We start from the raw sequence: 18,464 nt of genomic DNA, 5'->3' as shown, positions 1-18,464 counted from the left end.
TACAATCTGCAATTGTGAAAAGTTTATACCCAATCTCGACAGATAATTCTGCGGTCTAAGTTTTGATTGTGATTATTTAGCGATCGCAATTTCCATTGCAGGCATTATTAGGTGGTAAGTCTTGACGGGAGCTTAAATCCCCCGTCACAGATAGTCCCTGTTACTTACTCCCTGTTTCCCGTTAAGTCAAAGCCACAGCGGGTTGTGGCCAGCGTCCTACAGCTTTGCCAACTACAGCCAATTCTTGCATTAACTGGTCAAAACGTTCTGGTGTCAAAGATTGTGGCCCGTCAGATAAGGCTTTTTTCGGGTTGGGATGCACCTCAATCATGAGAGAATCAGTACCAGATGCGATCGCCGCCATTGCCATTGCAGGTACAAACTCCGCCCAGCCGACACCATGACTAGGGTCAATCATAATTGGCAGGTGTGTGAGTTTTCGCAACACAGGTACTACCGATAAATCTAGAGTGTTGCGAGTGTACTGGCGGTCAAAGGTGCGAATACCCCGCTCACATAAAATCACATTCGGATTTCCCGCCGCCAAAATATACTCAGCCGCCATTAACCACTCTTCAATTGTGGATGACATTCCCCGTTTCAACAGCACTGGTTTGGGTTGTGCGCCTACTTTTTTCAGCAGCGAGAAGTTCTGCATATTTCTCGCCCCTACTTGCACAACATCGGCAATTTCAGCAATTTTATCGAGTTCAGCAGCGTCCATCACTTCAGTAATTATACCTAACCCACTGACTTCTCGCGCCTTGGCTAGTAAATCCAAAGCACTTTCACCATGTCCTTGAAAAGCATAAGGAGAAGTCCGGGGTTTGTATGCACCGCCACGCAAAAACTTAGCACCTGCGGCTTTAACTCGCTGTGCGGTTTCCACAATCATTTCTTCGTTTTCTACAGAGCAAGGGCCAGCCACAACCACCAAAGGGTGTTGTTCCCCAAAAACAACGGCACCATCAGGAGTATTCACCACCACTTCTGAGGCTTCACCATGACGAAATTGACGACTAGCGCGTTTGTAAGGCTGTTCTACCCTTAAGACTTGCTCAATCCACGGGCTAATTTCTTGAATTTGTAGGGGATCTAAATCAGCAGTATCACCTACCAAACCAATTACGACTTTGTGTTTACCTATAATTTTTTCTGGTGTTAGTCCCCAGCTAGTTAGTTCCTCGTCAATGCGGTTGATTTCCGCCTCTGGGGAACCAATCTTCATGACTACGATCATTTTTAATTACCTAATGATTTGAGTGAAATATCAATTGAATAAGCTTAACTATATTGTCGTACTTCTCAGTGTTGCGCGTAATTTTTAATGATGAGAAATTAACATTTATTAGGCTATAAGTTACAGAGCTAGAAGTCTTTTGCTGCCGTTCATGTTTACTGATATCCTAATTACCTTGGCAACATCTATATAAAAAATAAGGCGCTCAGTCTTGGAACTACTGAATATTGAGTGACATCAGATAGTAGATTTCTGGATTAGCAATGTTGAAGTTATATAACTTTAACTTCAACATTTACACGTAAATTACCCAATACTGAGTTATCTGAATACCTGAGCGCCAATTATCAGAGGTTCTTTTGTCGAGTTTCGCGCCAAACCGCTACCATACGTCCGAAATTGGTGGAAAACTCGCTGATTCCGAGTAAACCTCCAGGTCTTTCTTCATCCCAAGAGGCTGAAAGAACGCCGTAAGTAATGCCTAGCACACCTAAACCAAATAGCCCCATATTAACCAGTAATACGGCAACAGGAGCTAATTTGATTTGGGCTTGCGTCGCCAGTAGATAGCTAACTACTAATGTAGTAATCCCTAAAGCTGTGGGGACACCACAAAAAAATGCCACTCGCCGAATCATCCGCTGACTCACCACTTGGGGAATAGCCATTTCTTCTTTTGTAAATGGCTGTTTCTGGCTGGCTGATTCTGCGGGATTATTGGACTTGATCGGATTTTTTTGAACTTTTACAGATTTTTGGCGTTTTTTTGTTCGGTTCAAAAGGCAAACGACTGCGTTCAGATTCTTCAGCAGACATAAGCGATAGTCCCTATCCACGAATACCAAGGCGAGCAATCAAAGCTTGATATTTTTCCCGATTTTCTTGTTGGAGATAAGCCAGCAGGCGTTTACGATGACCAATAAGCTTAAGCAAACCACGTCGGGAAGAGTGGTCTTTTTTATTAGCTTGGAGGTGTTCGCTGAGGCGGTTAATTCGCTCGGTCAACATTGCGATTTGGACATCAGCTGAACCAGTATCGGTTTCGTGAACTTGGAAGTTGGAAATTATTTCTTGTTTGCGCTGTTGCGTCAGAGCCATGATCTATTTTTCTAGTTTTTCTAAATATATGCAGCAGTCTCCCATAATATCACAGCCATAAAGCTGTATGGGGAATTGGTTGGCAGTGATTATTAATCTATGAGTATTTTGGCTAAACTTTCACAGTTATTTTAACTCATACCATTTCACGAAAAACCTGATATAGATGTAAACCCTAAAATCCTTGCTACAGTTAAACATACATCACTAACTTTATCGATTTACTGTATTTAAAAACATAACTCAAAAGGGGAAACCCCCGCACTTTTGGCAAAATCTAAAATCCAAAATAGTATTAGATCAATCATGGTTGACGACTATATTCAAGCCACAATGGCTAAAAACCAAATTCCTGGACTGTCAGTTGCAGTTATCCAAGAAGGCGAACCTGTTTTAGTTAAAGGCTATGGCTTGGCAAATGTCGAACATTCTGTACCAGCAACCGAACGCACAGTTTATGAAATTGCTTCTGTGGGCAAAACATTTACCGCCACAGCTACTATGATGTTGGTAGAGGAAGGGGTAATTTCGCTAGAGGAAGCGATCGCCAAAAAAATCAACCCTAGAAACGATGTGGACTCCTCATCCTCCAAAACGAGGCGATAATTGGGATAAGTTGAGATATATAGCAGGGTTGGGTTGGCAGGTATTGAATTATGGCGATCGCCGAGTAGTCGGACATAATGGGGAAATTTTAGGATTTGCCAGCAATATCACTCGCTTTATAGATGACAAAATTACCGTAATTGTCTTTCTTAATTCAGATAATATTTCCCGACCGGATGCGATCGCTAAAGAAATCGCCGGATATTACTGTCCATCTCTGAGGAAACTAGAACTTCAGCCACCACTTAACTAATACCTTTTAGGTAGTAATACCATTTCACCAGCATTGCGATCGCTCAGTGCGTTTGATTCTCGGTTAATGATTCAATCTTACAATTCCTCTAAATCCATTGCTTATTTATGTAAATATTGAATCTGGTTCATTATGACTATGAATCAAAAAAACTCATTCTCGCCAATTATCGATTACTAAAGCGTATCCTAACTCTTGGATTTTTTGATAATGTTTAGTATTACCTGTGACTAAAACTAAGTTGTTTGCGATCGCTGTAACAGCTATTAAGACATCTGCTAATCCGATTGGTTGTCCTGATGTTTCTAAATCCGCTTGAATCAAACCTGAAAATTCTGCACATCTGTGGTCTAAAGGCAAGGCAAGATTTATAGTAGAGACAAATCTGCTAAAAACTCTTGAATGCGATCATTTCGATTTGTTTTCCTCCATCCCTTGATGATTTCGGAAACAGTAATCACAAAAATTGTGTTCTGTGTCCATATAGCTCTATAAGTAATAGATTTAGCATTAATTTTAAAATTATCAATTAAAGATTTTCTCACACCTAACTTTAATTTCTATAATTCCTGTGTTTTAAAATATCTGCAACCATTTCATCAACTAATTCAGCGTCATCAGCCCATTTACCGATAAATTTATCATTAAGAATTTCAGGTTGAGTGAGATGCCCAATCATGGCTGCAATTAAGTCTGACACTTGACAATTATAGGTTTGTGCCAATTGGTTGATTTTGGCAAATGTTTCTTGATCAAGTTCTATTTCTAGTTTTTACATAGGTGATTAAGACGTTGAAAATTAACAGCTTATATTAATTATACGTGAATGGATTTTGTTTACCGCCGAAACCACCCCCAAAAACTACGGCGGTTCAGGGGCATTGAGATTGCTCAGTGCGTTTGATTCTCGGTTAATAATTAAATTCTAAAATTCCTTGCTAGGCAATAAAGCCTATAACTATAGTTTGGCTGAATCAAATTCAATACCACGACGTGCAAAATATTTATCAATGTTAATCTGCACAAATAAATCCTTGAGTTCTTCGGCAATCTCTTGAGGCGGATTGCCTGATAAAGCTACGGCAATTAAACGTTCTGCTGCTGCAATTTCTCCACAGTCAATTGCTAAAGTTGCGGCACTACGATGTAAGACTGAACGTGTAGGTTCTGCTGCAAAATTATTGACAATTAATTCTGCTGCTAACCGTTCTTTTTCAAATGCTTGTTTAGAGAGTTGTAAAGCTAAAACAGAGTCGCCTTTGAGTTTAGCAACTTGTGCCATTTCAGCTAAATCCATTGCTTGTTTATGTAAATCTTGAATCTGGTTCATTTTTTCATTACAAAACACAAAGGTTTACTAAACTCAACAATCACAATGTAAACTGGTAGACTACTATCAACAGAGTTTACTTGCTCCAATTTTTGTTTAGCTCTAGCTTTTATCTTACTGTCATCACCCTGACGGATGGCTGAGACTTCTAACCTAACTGCATTTTGGAATGGCAGTTGATTATTGTCACCTTTTTTGCCTAACCAGTAATCAAATCCAGTTCCTCTGCGAGAACGTTCGACAACTGTATATTCAGTAAGTTCTTGAATGATTAACAGGGTAATTCCATAGGCTGCCTGTTCTGTAGTGTATTCATTGTCATTCCAACATCGCAACATTTGATCTGTGACTTCTTGCCAATAAATTTTGAAAACATCTGTTAAGTCTCCTTGAACTTGAAGTTCTACACCTTGGATATTTCCTTGATCATTCAAGCAAACAGCACAAGCTTCTGCTAACGCTGCACCAAAGGCTGGAGTAATAGCGGGTAATCCCTGCTCCAGTTTGGTGATGATCAGTTCTTTTGGCTTGAAATTCATTAAATAGTATCTCTATAAAGTTTCTTCTCTGTGGCTCTGCGACTCTGCGTGAGATAAAGTCACCGCCGCAACCAAGAGCGAAGCCAACGCCACAACCGCCGCAACCACCCCCAAAAACCACGGAGAGAAACTACAAGCGTTTGTGGTTGCGAAATTCGCTCGATTTTATTGTTGCAACGTTGTACATAAGCATCAAGTTCCATTTTTTGAAATAGTTCACGAGCATTGCGATAAGCACCAAGCGCGTCTGATTCTCGGTTGACTTTTTCTAATGTCAAACCTAAATTAAACCAGACTGTCGCTTCCCCTCGAATATCGCCAATCTCCCTTGATATTTCCAAAGACTGCTGAAAGAACTCAATCGCCTGTTGGTACTCTCCCAGGGAACAGTAAGCATTGCCTAAACCGATTAAGGAATTACCAACGCTATTGCGATCGCCAATCTCCCTTGATATTTCCAAAGACTGCTGGTAGAACTTAATCGCCCGTTGGTACTCTCCCAGGGAATTGTAAGCATTGCCTAAATTGTTTAAGGAACTACCTATGCCATTGCAATCGCCTATTTCCCTTTTGATTTCCAAAGACTGCTGGTGGAACTCAATCGCCCGTTGGTACTCTCCCAGGGAATTGTAAGCATTGCCTAAATTGTTTAAGGATTTACCAACGCCATCGCGAGCGCCTATCTCCCTAAATATTTCCAAAGACTGCTGGAAGAACTCAATCGCCCGTTGATACTCTCCCAGGGAATCGTAAGCATTGCCTAAACCGATTAAGGAATTACCAACACCATTGCGATCGCCTATCTTCCTTGATATTTCCAAAGACTGCTTGTGGAACTCAATCGCCCGTTGGTACTCTCCCAGAGAACGGTAAGCATTGCCTAATGAAGTGAGAGCAGCTCGATAATTCCAATTTTCTCTATCACCAATTTCTGCCCATTTACTTACTAACTGCCCATATAATTCCACTTGGTCGATGTAATAACCCCGCAAGGTTAAAAAATCATCGCAAAACCAAAGCGCATCAAAAGCAGAATCATAATCTTGCAACTGATAAAAGTGATGAAAGATTTCCAAGTATTCTTGAACGTCGTCTTTTGTTGTCCAAGGTGATTGTTTAGCAATTGAGCGATAATAGTCAATGGCTCGTTGATGTGCTTCTGTCTGTTCACCAGCTTTATACCGCACATACTCCAAAACCACAGGCTGAAATTCAAATCGCCGCTTACCATTAAGTTTTTCTACCAATAAAGAACGCTTAACCAGATTCCTTAATTCTGCTTCAATCTCTGGTTCTGTACTTCCCGGCAACAATGCCACAGATGCGGCACTGTCAACCGCACCACGATAAACACTAATATTCAGTAATAACGCCTTTTGTAACTCACTCAATCTTGCAAAACTGGCATCCAACACCAATACCATCCCCACATTTTCCCGGCGATGCACACCTACCACTTGGGAATCTGTTAATAACTGCCGCAAATTTCCTAAGCCTAAATCTGCTAATCTGCTTAAATCCGGGTCTTGTGAGTATTCTTCCTTTAATAAGTCTGCTACCAATCTCAACAATAGGGGATGCCCATCTACTAATTCCACAAACTCCCCTAAATCGCCTTTAATGCCCAATTCTGCTAATAGTGCAACCCCTTCATCTACTTGCAAACCTTTCAAGGGTAGCCATGCAAAGCCTTTTAATTCCGGTCTTTCCCTTGTGGTGACTAACACCTTACTATTACCACCAGATTCTATCCATGTTTGGAAAAACTCACCGTAAAATAAACTTCCCCACTGTCGATCAGGTTGTAATAAACTTTCCAGATTGTCAATAACCAGTAAAAATTGCCCAGAACGCAGACACCTAACTAACGCTTCTACTAACTGCGCTTCTTGTTCTGGCACAGGAAAACCAAATTGTGTTAATACTTCTCTGGCTACATCGCTAAAACCTTCACCATTACTGACATCAGCCCAAAATCGCTTGGGGAACCCGGCAATTTCAGCATAAATTTTCGCTGCCAGCATCGATTTACCTGTGCCACCGATGCCTTCTATGCCAATTAAACAGGTATTTTCATCAGTTAACCATTGCTGAACTTGGGCAATTTCGGTTTTTCGCCCTTGCCAATAAGCCAAGTTTTTAGGGGAGTTACCCGCTTTGAGAACTCCCGGTGATTCAGCTTTGGTACTGCGTTCTAGCCACTCTACTATTTCTTGCTGTGCAGTACCATAAACAGCAATGTGGTTAGTTACTTTGGGCTATTGATATTTCGGCTGAAATCATAGTTTGGCTGATTAACATCACCTGCTGTATTTATCTGTATACTTTCGTCGTAAGCTTGAGCGTTGAGGCTAACAGAGCTATCATCAGATTTTGTTGCCTGCAAAATCTGGGCGATTTCCTCAGCCAGTGTTGTATCAGCATCCAAAATCTTTTTTAGTTGCACTCGCAAACTTGCTTGTAAATCTTCATCATCTGGAGTTTGTGCTACATCCACAGCAGCTTCTTTGGCGGCTTCCTTAGCTTCTACTTTGGGTTGTAACTTTCCCCAAATAGCTTTAGCTTTATTCCAAACATCCTCACCAACTTTTTGTGATGCGCCTTCTGCAACTTTACCACCCACGTTGAGCAGAAATGGCAGACAGGGCGCGAGAAATTTGACGATCAGCGCGATATCCATTTATATACGCAGTTAACTAAAGTTATTTATACAAGCTCATATTAACGTAATTGTAATTAATTTTTGTTTTTTGGCTCAAAATCTAAAATTGTGTACGCAAAATCTATTTCTGCAACTTCAGATAAGTAGGTAAGCATCAATAAACCCAACTATGTAAAGGAGGCTAAAACCCTCTTCCCTTCTGCCTCCTGCCTCCTGCCTCCTGCCTCTTGCCAATGTTATTACACCTTCTCTTTGGGAGGAGTAGCGATACCCTGCTTGAGTAAATTTGCTTCTAGTTCTTTGATGAATTGACAGTCTTTTTCTAACCAAGGCTGACTTTCTGAACTGACTGATGGCTGCTTTTCTAAGAAACTAAATGCTTGTCGGAATTGCTGGGGAGTGGTAGCAATAGGCGCATCAAAATGACAAGAAATAATCTGTTGAAAATTCCATTTTGCAACTTTGTTAGCCCAGTCGATGACTTGTTGCGGTGCTTGGGGCAGAATGAGAGTTTGCAAAATTGGGGCGACAAATAAACGACCATTACCACTCAGGGCATAAAATGACTGCTGCCAATTTTCTTGCCAACGAAATGGATATAAACCGAAGTATGCTTGGCGAGAATGGTTTGGTGCTTGTAAAGCTTCGCGAAAACTTTCACCGAGTCCTGCTATATCTAATGCACTGGGACGGAAATAAATCGCAAATAAGGCAATACGCTGCCATCCTTGAAGGCGGTTTGCGGCGTTATCTTCAATGGGTTGGAGGGCATTTTCTCTGGCGTGGAATAGCAAGGGGTATGGGTCTAGTTGCAAGATAGCCGGAGGATTTTCGGGTATGGAGATGATTGTATCGGTTAACAGTAGGGTGTGCGATCGCTTGTGAAACAATGCCACTTCCCCAAAAGAACCTCGTCCCAAGTTAATATCTAACACCTCATACTCAAAATCATCGGCAAACGGCGCAAGACTAGCATCTTCTGGTAGTTCCTGAGTCCGGTTTTGGGGAAACCCTAACCAACTCAGTGGTAAGTTGAACGGAAAACTCCATTGATGAGGCGCAACAAACACCTGCGCTTGCGGAAAGTTTCTGGCAAAGGGGCCGACGAAAACCTTGTGTTCAAGACCAGAACTGGTTGGGAGAATGATGTACTTCACCTCACCATGCTTTGCTACCAACTCCTGCACCATCCGCACACATTCTTTAGTTGGTGCGACAGGTGCATACACCAACAAACCACCACCTGTCAGCTTAATCACCGTCATCCGAATCGGGACAATAGTATAGAGAATGCCATGCAGTTGGTCGAATGTCCAAATTGCATCTTTCACAATTTCTTGGCAATGTGTCCGCCGTTGCTTGTAGGGATAAAGGGGAACAACAGGCCAAAACGGCCATGACCAATCTTTTGGGTTGTTGCTGAGATCCATAGATGAATTGACCCAATCCTAATCTCTTGCCATGTCCTTATCCTAAAATACTCAGAGCTTGTAGGCATAGTTTAAATAGTTTGTCATTGGTTAGCTTGTGAGACACATAGGACTTACAAACAAAGGTAATACCAATACCAAATCGATATGAAGAAGCACATAATTAGCCTAGACCCTTTATTTTTCTACTACCGCATAAAATAAATCTTAATACTGTACACCTCAGACAGAAAAACAAGATTTTGGCAATTTGGCAGAGCAAATATTTTTGCTACTGGTATTTTGTGGATTGTGCAAAAAATGTAGTAGAAGTTGCCACAACGGAGAGGGTGCTATTTTTGCGGTGCTTCTGAAATTAACAAAAACATTAATTGCCACTAGTTAAATCAACTTGTACGTAAATGTATCAGCTCATCAGCAGCTAATACAGGAGATTATTTATGCCCAGAGTAATAAAACGTCGTCAATTCCTGCAAGCATCCCTCGCCGCAACTGCAAGTATAGGTTTATCTTCAGTTGGTGCAAATGCTCATCGTCTGGAAGAAAATATCGAGGCGCTGGTGATTGGTAGTGGTTTTGGGGGAGCCGTTGCAGCGTTGCGCCTTGGTCAAGCTGGTATTGAAACGATAGTTCTAGAAAGAGGAAGACGCTGGCCAATTACCAATGCTGGTAATACTTTCTCTACATATCAAAACCCCGATGGTCGCTCAACTTGGCTGAGTCCAACGACAGTTATCTTCAATCAAACGCCTATTGATATCTATACTGGTGTGTTGGATGTCAAAGTTGGTGATGGTATCCTGGCCTATCGTGGTGCAGGTGTAGGAGGTGGTTCACTAGTTTACAACGCTATTAGTTATCAACCAACCAAAGAAAATTTTTATCGAGTTTTTCCCCGCAGTATTAAATATGAGGAACTTGATGAAGTTTACTACCCCAGAGTACGTTCTATTATCAAGCCATCTCCCATACCTGATGCAATTTTAAATACAGAATATTACTTAGCCAGCCGGATATTTTTAGAACAAGCAGCAAAAGCAGGTTTCAAAACCCGCAAGTTGGACATTGCTGTTGATTGGAATATTGTGCAGCAAGAAATTTTAGGTCAAAAAGTTCCTTCGGCTATTACAGGGCAAGTGTACTACGGTCTGAATAGTGGTGCTAAAAATAGCGTAGACCGAAATTACTTGAGTATGGCGGAGGCTACTGGTAATGTCGAAATTCGCCCTCTACACGTAGTGACAGCGATAGAAGAACATTCTGGGGGACGTTTTCGGGTTACTTGCAATCAAATTACAGAACAAGGCGCTGTAGTTGCCAAAAAAACCTTTGTTTGTCGCTATTTGTTTTTGGCGGCTGGTTCTATTGGAACTACAGAATTATTATTACGCGCTAAACAGAACTGCACATTACGTCGGCTTAATAATCAGGTAGGACAATTTTGGGGAACTAATGGTGATGCAGTCACTGGAATTGCGACATCTATGCAAACTAATCCTACATTAGGCGGGCCTGGCACAGCCGTCATTGAAGATTTTGACAATCCCATCGCACCTTTAGTGATTGAGCCAGTGCCTTTCCCCATTGTCCCCCAAGGTGTTTATGCTGCCCTCGCTTTAGCTATTACTAAACCAGAAGGCTATCTCACATATAATCGCGCCACACAATCTGCTAATTTATTTTGGCCGAAGAATTCAGCCAACAATCAGAAAATTCTTCAGGCTAACTTAGATGCTTATCAAAGACTCAATCAAGCTAATGATACAGCTTTAGCCATACCACCAGACTTTAGTTCTACGGGTCATCCTCTGGGTGGTGCAGTGATGGGTGCAGTCTGTAACACTTATGGTAAAGTGCGTGGTTATCCTAACTTATTTGTGGTTGATGGTGCGCTGATTCCTGGTTCGACAGGTTGTGCTAATCCTTCATTAACCATTGCAGCTTTAGCCGAAAGGGCAATGGATCGTTTTTTGAATAAAATTCCCCAAGATAAAGAATGGGATTAAAATTCATAAACTGATAGATACGAAAAAAGATTTCATATAAGTTGGCGCAATTAAATCAAGACTGACCCACAAAGGTAGGTTCTCTGTGGAAAATGGGTGTAGGGGTGTAAGGGTTGTGAACACCTATACCCCTACACTTTTGCTTTATTTGATGTTTTGATATCTGCCTAAAGCAATTAATGGGAAATATTGCTGATACATGTGATATTTGAGATAAAAATGACAGGGGAAGCCAGTACCAGTAAAGTCGGCTTCAAACCAAGTACCGTCTGATTTTTGGGTTTTTACTAGGTAATCAATTCCGCGTTCAATGGTTTCCATCGCAAATTTGCCAGTGGCTTCACCGGCGGCGATTAACCCAATTAACGCCCAAGCTGTTTGAGATGCGGTGCTGCGTCCTTGGCCTTTGAGGCTAGGATCGTTGTAAGTACGGCAAGTTTCGCCCCAACCACCATCAGAATTTTGACATTCAACTAACCAAGTTGCGCCTTTTTCGATTTGGCGTTGATACTTTTGCGGGTTGATTAATGCTAAAGCTGAGAGAACACCGCTAGTACCATAAATGTAATTTACGCCCCAACGCCCAAACCAACAACCTTCGGTTTCTTGTTCTGCGAGGAGGTAAGTCAGGGCGCGTTCGAGGTTATGGGAATCAATTGATAAGTTACAAGCACCCAACATTTCAATGACTCTGGCGGTGACATCGGCGGTGTTGGGGTCAATCATGGCTTTTAAGTCACCATAGGGGATAGCATTTAGCCATTCTTGATCATTATCTAAATCAAACGCCGCCCAACCACCAGGACGACACTGCATAGATGCAACCCAGTTTAAGGCGCGGGCGATCGCAGCTTGTTTTAAACTTTCATTAGGCAGTTTGGCAGCGTGTAAAGCCATAACCACCACGGCTGTATCATCCACATCAGGATAAAAGCGATTGTCAAATTCAAACGCCCAAGCACCTGGTTTACCTTGGCGATTTTTCACCACCCAATCACCATAATCCAGGATTTGCTTTTGCAATAACCATTCTCCAGCTTTCACAATTGCTGGATGATCAGGTGCATAACCAGAATCAATCAACGCCCGCATTACCCAAGCAGTATCCCACACAGGTGATACACAAGGTTGAACGCAATAGTTATCTTCCGTTTCAATGCCAAAATTATCAATGGCTTGAAGTCCCCGTTCCACAATGGGGTCATCTGGGCTATAACCCAAGCACTTCAACGCCAGCATCGAATTTAACATCGCCGGAATAATCCCGCCCCAGTCGCCTGTAACTTCTTGGCGTTCTAAAATCCACTTTTCGGCGGCTTTAATTCCTTCTGCTCGGAAGGGTACTAAATTCAAGCTTTCGGCTAATTTAAATCCTTGATCCAAAGTTAAGAATAAATCAGTCCAATCACCTTGGCGGGGTAATTCATACTGGACTTGATTAACTCCTTCGGCGTATAACTCATCTAAGTTAATTGCTTGGTCAAATTGATAAACAGGTTTGCTGTCACACACAATCAACAGTGGTACAGTGCTAGAACGCGCCCAGCTAGACATTTCGTAAATATTCACGGGGAAAGCTGGCGGTAACAGCATAATCCAAGGCGGGAGAGAGGGGATACCACGCCAGTCGTAACAGCCAATCAAGGCGAGGTGTAATTTGGTAAAAATGCGAGTTTTGCTGATTCCGCCCCGTTGTAGAATAAATTCTCGCGCCCGTACTAAGGCTGGGTCAGTGGCGGGAACACCCAACAACCGCAGCGCCATGTATGCTTCTACGGAAGTGCTGAGTTCACCACCATCATCATAAAACAGTTCCCAGCCGCCATGCTGCCGTTGCTGAGAACGCAAGTAGGTTTCGATTTTAGCTAATGGCCGAGTTTTATCGGTTCCCCAAATTTTATGCAGTAGAACCACTTCCGCCGTAATGGTGACGTTAGATTCTAACTCCGCCCACCAGTAACCTGCGGGATATTGCATTGACAGCAGATATTTTTGGCTGGCTGCGATCGCATCTGCAACTTGATTGACTTGTACCCTGTCTTGTGTTTGCATTAAATCTCTCTCAAACTCAACACTCACTCAACATCCAATTCGTTTCGGTCAACATTTCAATTTAAGATCCCCCCAACCCCCCTTAAAAAGTGGGGCTTATCGCTCTTTCACAGAATTAATATGACAGCCTACCTACCCAAAAGTCCAAACCCTCTTTTTAAGGGGGCTGATCACTTTTTCACCCCCTTTTTAAGGGGGTCGGCCGCAGGCGGGGGGATCTTTACCGAACTATACGGACTCAACATCCAGTTTTAAACACGGCAATACGGAGAAAAAATTTTTTCCCACAATCAGCAGACATAGTATTCTGTCTGAGACACTGAGAATTTGCAAGAGGTTATTGTGGCAATTGTACTAGGGTTGATGGTCTTATCCTTAATAATTTGGTTAGGATTACTAAGTTTGCGGGGACAGTTTTGGCGTTTAGACCAGCAATTAGAAGTCATCCAGCCGCAGCGAGAATCTTTACCGTCAGTGTGTGCGGTGATTCCAGCCCGGAATGAAGCGGATGTTTTGCCGATGAGTTTGCGATCGCTTTTACTGCAAGATTATGATGGTAATTTTAATATTTTCTTAGTAGACGATCGCAGTACTGATGGCACAGCCGCCTGTGCTGAAGGAGTCGCCCACGCTGTTGATAAACCCCAGCAATTGCAAATTATCTCTGGTGAGCCTTTACCCTCTGGTTGGTCTGGTAAACTTTGGGCAGTGCAGCAAGGTATCCAACAAGCCAAAGCACTCACCCCAGAATATTTTTTACTTACCGATGCAGATATTGAACACGATGTCAATAATCTGCGCCGACTTGTCACCAAAGCCGAACAAGAAAATTTAGATTTGGTTTCTGTGATGGTGCGACTACGTTGTGATAGTCGGTGGGAAAAATTTTTAATTCCGGCGTTTGTTTTCTTCTTTCAAAAACTCTATCCTTTCCGTTGGGTAAATCATCCCAAAAATCCCACGGCGGCGGCGGCGGGTGGTAGCATTTTAATTCGGCGCACCGCTTTAGAAAGAATCGGTGGTATTGCAACCATTCGTCAGGCTTTAATTGATGATTGTGCTTTAGCGAATGCGGTGAAATCCAGTCAAGGACGTATCTGGTTAGGATTAAGTAGTTTAACTCGCAGTTTACGCCCTTATGATTCCCTAGAAACAATTTGGAATATGGTGGCGCGGACTGCCTATACCCAATTAAATTACTCACCTGTATTGTTATTTGGAACCGTCATTGCCATGACCTTGATTTACCTCTTACCACCTTTGGGCGTGGTGATTGGTGCCATTTTTGGCAATTGGATGATTGCAATTACTGGTGTAGTGACATGGTTATTAATGGCATTAGCTTACTTGCCAATTATCCGCTTTTATCAATGCTCACCATTATTAGCTTTGAGTTTACCTGCGATCGCCTTTCTCTACACTTTAATGACTATCGACTCAGCCATTCGCCATTGGCAAGGACGCGGCGGTGCTTGGAAAGGACGAGTTTATCCTGGTTGAGAACTATTTCACTCACCTTCTGTTAACAACTCATCCAAACTATAGCACTCCTAAATGATTTATACACATCTCGCTCCCTTAGCTACCCTGTCTTCCTTTTCTCCCTTGTCAGGTATTAATTACGAATTAATTGTTATCGCTTTTGCTGGTTGACCAGATGCGTAAATCTCCCACATTTTCAGGTAAGATTGCTCTAAATTGCGAGTATAAAGCGGAGTATCAAACAGTGGATATGTGGTACGATTTTGGGCTATTTTCTGTTTGATTTGTTGTAATTTCTCAGGATATGTTGCTAAGTGAATTGCTAACTGTTCATAAGTTTCTAAACTGTTAGTTATCAACTCAGGTAAACCAATTGCCATTAACAAACTAGCGGCTACACGCGAAGGAAAAGTTTCACCAAAACAGGTAATTACTGGCAATCCAGCCCACAAAGCATCACTCGTAGTTGTGTGAGCATTGTAATATAAAGTATCTAAAAATAAATCTGCTAATTTATGTCTAGCTAAGTGTTCAGCTTTGGCTTCGGGTGGGGCAAAAATTAAGCGATCGCCATTTATTCCTCTGGCTTCGGCTTCTCTTTGCAAATTAGCTTCGTTAATTGGAGATTTGGCAATTAACCACAAAACGCTTCCTGGTACAGCCGCTAAGATTCTCATCCAAATATCAAAGATTGTTGGTTCAATTTTATAGTGATTATTAAAGCAGCAAAAAACAAAACCTGATTCTGGTAAACCGTATTGTGAACGGGTGACAGGATTATTAGATATTACCTGTTGGTAATCGTTAACTTGGTAACTGTGTGGTAAAGTAACAATTTTTTCGCTAAAGGTATTAGCAAATTCTGGGGGAGTAACTACTGCATCGCCAATAATGTAGTCTACAAAATCACTACCCATTGTTCCAGGGAATGCCAAATAGTTGACTTGAATGGGTGCTGGACGCAAAGCAAGAATCTGACTGCGGGAACCAAATGTATAAGCATTAATATCAATTAAAATATGAATTCCATCATTAAAAATGAGTTCGGCACTTTCTTCTATGGATAAATTCGCAATATCTTGAAAGTGTTCACAGGTGTCGGCAATATGTTGACGGTATTCACTATGATCATCTGGGCCACAAGAATAAGCAAAGATTTCAAAATCTGCTTTATTGTGTAAGCTGAAAAGACTCTTCATTAAATGGCTAGTAGCATGAGTGCGGAAGTCATTTGATAGATAACCAATGCGTAATCTGCCATTCAAATAACGGGAATGTTGAAAATTTAAACTTTGTCGTAATTGTTCCCATTTTTGAGATATGGTATTGCCATAAGTTTTAGCTACTTGCCATAATAACTTTCTATCCCAAGGCTTATTTAATGCGTTGAACGGATCAAGTGTTGTCTGTTTACCATCTGCTAATTCTTGAATTGTTTGTTCCCACAGCTTAGTTAAATCAGACTGACGCGATCGCCAGTCACAAGTCATTTCTTTGAGATAAAATAAATTAGTAAACGCCTCAGCCGAACCTGGCTGCATTTCTAAAATTCGCTCAAATATCCGCTTGGGTTCGTTAACATCACCTTTGTTAAACATAGCTAACATTGTTAGTACTACCCCAAGGCGGTTGAGGGCTTTAATATAATTTGGTTTATATTGAATCGCCGAACGAAAACAAGCGATCGCACCTTCTAAATTATTTTGTGCTTCTAAGACAATCCCTAAATTTAAATAAGCTTCGGCATACTCTGGATTTATCTGCAAAGCTTCCCGAAACTTTGTCGCTGCTGCGGTGAATTTACTCTGCATTTGCCAAACTAAACCCAAATTATTATGAGCAAAAGCATAATCTGGTTTACTTTGAATAGCAGCAGTAAAACATTTAATTGCCTCATCTAAATCTTTGGCATCTACTCGTAAAATACCTAAGTTATTATGTGCTTGAGCATGATGAAGATTAATTTCTATAACTTTTTCATAAGCTAAAATCGCTTTGTCAGTTTGTCCTAGACGTTCTCTAATTACTCCTAATTGATACCAAGCTGGAGCATAACGAGGATGTTGAGAAATTAGTTTTTCGTATTGCGCGATCGCTTCGGGAATTTTCCCTTGTTTTTGTAATGCTAATGCTTCTTCGTACAGATGATCAGCCGTCGGATAAATCAACTCTGGTTGCGAAGTTTCTGGGTAGTAAGGAATAGTATTTAGTTGTTTCTCTTCAGTTAATTTGATAGCAGGTGATTGCACATTTTGTTTAACTAGCGGCGAATGAGGATCTAGGTTAATTAACTGATGAATTTCATCAGAGAGAAATCCCATAACTTGGGGACGGCTAACTTTTGATAATATCTGCACATCAAAAATTTCTGTGACTTCCCCTTCTAAACGCAACCAGTGAACCATTGCACCAGTTTTAATATCAATTACCATCAAACCGCATTCAGTTTCGGCGTTGTTATTGACTAGCTTGACACTATGATGGCTAGTTTTAGATAAACCAACGATCGCATAATCGCCAACAAACGCCAACCCCCGTAACCAACCAGAACCCAAAGTAACCGCTTGAAATTTTCCACTATATATATTGATATAACCAAATTCTCTTGTACCAGCATTCAACAACCACAACTTATCTTGATAAAATCTTGGCGAATGCGGCATAGATAAACCCGTAGCTACAACTTCGTCAGACTGAATATCTACAACACAACCGCCATTTTGCCATGTCTGCTGCCAACCATTCGCCACATCAGATTGGCTGTAAGCTGTCACATAGCGGGGTTTACCGTTCACTATCGCTAAACCATTCAACTGACAGCGATTTTCATTCACCAAACTAGAGATAAAACGAGGCTTCCATAAAGGAATGCAACTATAGCGATCGCTCACTGTTGCCACGCAGTTTAACAAACTACTGACAAACACAATACGATTATTTTCCGTCTCTACCGCCAAATCTTGAATTTCTAAATTCCCGGTAGTATAGCCAATGCGTGGGATATATAGCTTGTCATAGCCATCATAAAGTTGCCCAGATACTAAAGCATTATCTAACTGCCAAATTTGCCCTTTAGTACTTAGATAAATCCTGTCGTCGGTTACGTATAACCCCGCAGCTTGCTCAAACACCCGTTCAAAACCGGAAATTTGCCCTTGGTGATTTACACCCAACAACATCAACCGCGAACTTTGAGGCGTAGTAATAGCGAGACTAATCTGTTGAGATTGTAACCAATTAACAAAATCAGGGGAAGTAGAAATTGCAAGAGCAATTTGGCGTTTGAGTGCGGGTGTGACAACCATATTTTTCAGTTTGGGAAGGTAGATGAAAATCCCTCACCGAAGAGGCGGAGGGACAGGGAGCAGGGGGAGCAAGCTCTTTCCCTGAAGCGTGGAGCGTAGCGAGATAGGGATTCAACAGCCTTACACCTACCTGACTAACTCACCGCAGATTTTACCGTCCAGTCGCAGAGAAATAACATCTGTATTATTACTGATATATAACAATCAAAATATAGTTTTTACGTAAAAATACTAGGTAAATTATTATTAAGCATCATCTCTGTCTAAATCATTCAGATAGAAGAAAATTAATCTTTTTATATTAGAAATTATTTTGACATCTATCCCAGGTAAGAGTTATTAAAGATACAGCTAATTGGAGGTTCAGCAAACCAGATTGTTCTGAAGCACAGAACAGAAACACCTCACGCTCCCATTCACAAATCTGGAATCTGCCAAGCCTTTAGCTAGTTAGTCAGTAA

Annotated in this window: 15 protein-coding genes and 1 pseudogene; 4 read left to right on the top strand and 12 right to left on the bottom strand. The window is 41.5% G+C overall.

Going from position 1 to position 18,464, the window contains the following annotated elements; all coding sequences use genetic code 11:
* Positions 1-181: 181 nt before the first annotated feature.
* The 3 genes and pseudogenes from aroF to rpsO form a co-directional block, all read right to left on the bottom strand.
* Positions 182-1,240, bottom strand: coding sequence for a 3-deoxy-7-phosphoheptulonate synthase (gene aroF / locus ACX27_RS19995; protein ID WP_062295134.1), 1,059 nt, complete (start codon positions 1,238-1,240; stop codon positions 182-184).
* A gap of 347 nt (positions 1,241-1,587) precedes the next feature.
* Positions 1,588-2,056, bottom strand: a pseudogene (locus ACX27_RS19990) (photosystem II biosynthesis protein).
* Positions 2,057-2,068: 12 nt separating this feature from the next.
* On the bottom strand, positions 2,069-2,338 hold the full coding sequence (gene rpsO / locus ACX27_RS19985) for a 30S ribosomal protein S15 (RefSeq protein ID WP_062295133.1): 270 nt from the start codon (positions 2,336-2,338) through the stop codon (positions 2,069-2,071).
* A 306-nt stretch (positions 2,339-2,644) separates the two neighbouring features.
* Between rpsO and ACX27_RS34085 the strand changes: the two genes are divergently transcribed.
* The gene (locus ACX27_RS34085; protein ID WP_062295132.1) at positions 2,645-2,944 is read left to right on the top strand and encodes a serine hydrolase domain-containing protein; all 300 of its coding nucleotides are present in this window, start codon (positions 2,645-2,647) and stop codon (positions 2,942-2,944) included.
* The gene (locus tag ACX27_RS34080) at positions 2,910-3,197 is read left to right on the top strand and encodes a serine hydrolase domain-containing protein (RefSeq protein ID WP_235526281.1); all 288 of its coding nucleotides are present in this window, start codon (positions 2,910-2,912) and stop codon (positions 3,195-3,197) included. The genes ACX27_RS34085 and ACX27_RS34080 overlap by 35 nt, the downstream gene beginning before the upstream one ends.
* 153 nt (positions 3,198-3,350) lie before the next feature.
* On the opposite strand, the gene ACX27_RS34075 is transcribed toward ACX27_RS34080, so the two are convergent.
* From ACX27_RS34075 to ACX27_RS19940, 7 genes are all read right to left on the bottom strand, one after another.
* On the bottom strand, positions 3,351-3,557 hold the full coding sequence (locus ACX27_RS34075; RefSeq protein ID WP_235526280.1) for a PIN domain-containing protein: 207 nt from the start codon (positions 3,555-3,557) through the stop codon (positions 3,351-3,353).
* 193 nt (positions 3,558-3,750) lie between these two features.
* Positions 3,751-3,921, bottom strand: coding sequence for a hypothetical protein (locus ACX27_RS19965; protein ID WP_235526279.1), 171 nt, complete (start codon positions 3,919-3,921; stop codon positions 3,751-3,753).
* Between the two features lie 234 nt (positions 3,922-4,155).
* The gene (locus ACX27_RS19960) at positions 4,156-4,527 is read right to left on the bottom strand and encodes a hypothetical protein (protein WP_062295130.1); all 372 of its coding nucleotides are present in this window, start codon (positions 4,525-4,527) and stop codon (positions 4,156-4,158) included.
* Positions 4,524-5,066, bottom strand: a complete 543-nt coding sequence (locus ACX27_RS19955) for a hypothetical protein (protein ID WP_062295129.1) — start codon at positions 5,064-5,066, stop codon at positions 4,524-4,526. The genes ACX27_RS19960 and ACX27_RS19955 overlap by 4 nt, the downstream gene beginning before the upstream one ends.
* A 59-nt stretch (positions 5,067-5,125) precedes the next feature.
* Positions 5,126-7,201 (bottom strand): tetratricopeptide repeat protein, encoded by a 2,076-nt coding sequence (locus ACX27_RS19950; protein ID WP_062295128.1) that lies wholly within the window; start codon positions 7,199-7,201, stop codon positions 5,126-5,128.
* Positions 7,202-7,314: 113 nt separating this feature from the next.
* The gene (locus tag ACX27_RS19945; RefSeq protein WP_062295127.1) at positions 7,315-7,746 is read right to left on the bottom strand and encodes a hypothetical protein; all 432 of its coding nucleotides are present in this window, start codon (positions 7,744-7,746) and stop codon (positions 7,315-7,317) included.
* A 221-nt stretch (positions 7,747-7,967) separates the two neighbouring features.
* A complete protein-coding gene (locus ACX27_RS19940; protein WP_062295126.1) occupies positions 7,968-9,158 on the bottom strand; it encodes a DUF4336 domain-containing protein in 1,191 nt (396 codons plus the stop codon).
* Between the two features lie 440 nt (positions 9,159-9,598).
* Here ACX27_RS19940 and ACX27_RS19935 point away from each other — a divergent pair, with 440 nt between their 5' ends.
* A complete protein-coding gene (locus tag ACX27_RS19935) occupies positions 9,599-11,164 on the top strand; it encodes a GMC oxidoreductase (RefSeq protein WP_062295125.1) in 1,566 nt (521 codons plus the stop codon).
* 144 nt (positions 11,165-11,308) lie between these two features.
* On the opposite strand, the gene shc is transcribed toward ACX27_RS19935, so the two are convergent.
* On the bottom strand, positions 11,309-13,216 hold the full coding sequence (gene shc, locus ACX27_RS19930; protein WP_062295124.1) for a squalene--hopene cyclase: 1,908 nt from the start codon (positions 13,214-13,216) through the stop codon (positions 11,309-11,311).
* Between the two features lie 339 nt (positions 13,217-13,555).
* Between shc and ACX27_RS19925 the strand changes: the two genes are divergently transcribed.
* Positions 13,556-14,716: a glycosyltransferase gene (locus ACX27_RS19925; protein ID WP_062298446.1), complete on the top strand. Its 1,161-nt coding sequence runs from the start codon at positions 13,556-13,558 to the stop codon at positions 14,714-14,716.
* 119 nt (positions 14,717-14,835) lie between these two features.
* On the opposite strand, the gene ACX27_RS31070 is transcribed toward ACX27_RS19925, so the two are convergent.
* Positions 14,836-18,003 carry a TIGR03032 family protein gene (locus ACX27_RS31070; RefSeq protein WP_083468785.1) on the bottom strand — a complete coding sequence of 1,056 codons (3,168 nt, stop codon included), beginning with the start codon at positions 18,001-18,003 and terminating at the stop codon, positions 14,836-14,838.
* Positions 18,004-18,464 lie beyond the last annotated feature (461 nt).

It is taken from the genome of Nostoc piscinale CENA21, from assembly GCF_001298445.1.
GTDB lineage: Bacteria > Cyanobacteriota > Cyanobacteriia > Cyanobacteriales > Nostocaceae > Nostoc_B > Nostoc_B piscinale_A.
Note: the sequence above shows the minus strand (reverse complement) of the source record. Positions and strands in the feature narration are given on the sequence as shown.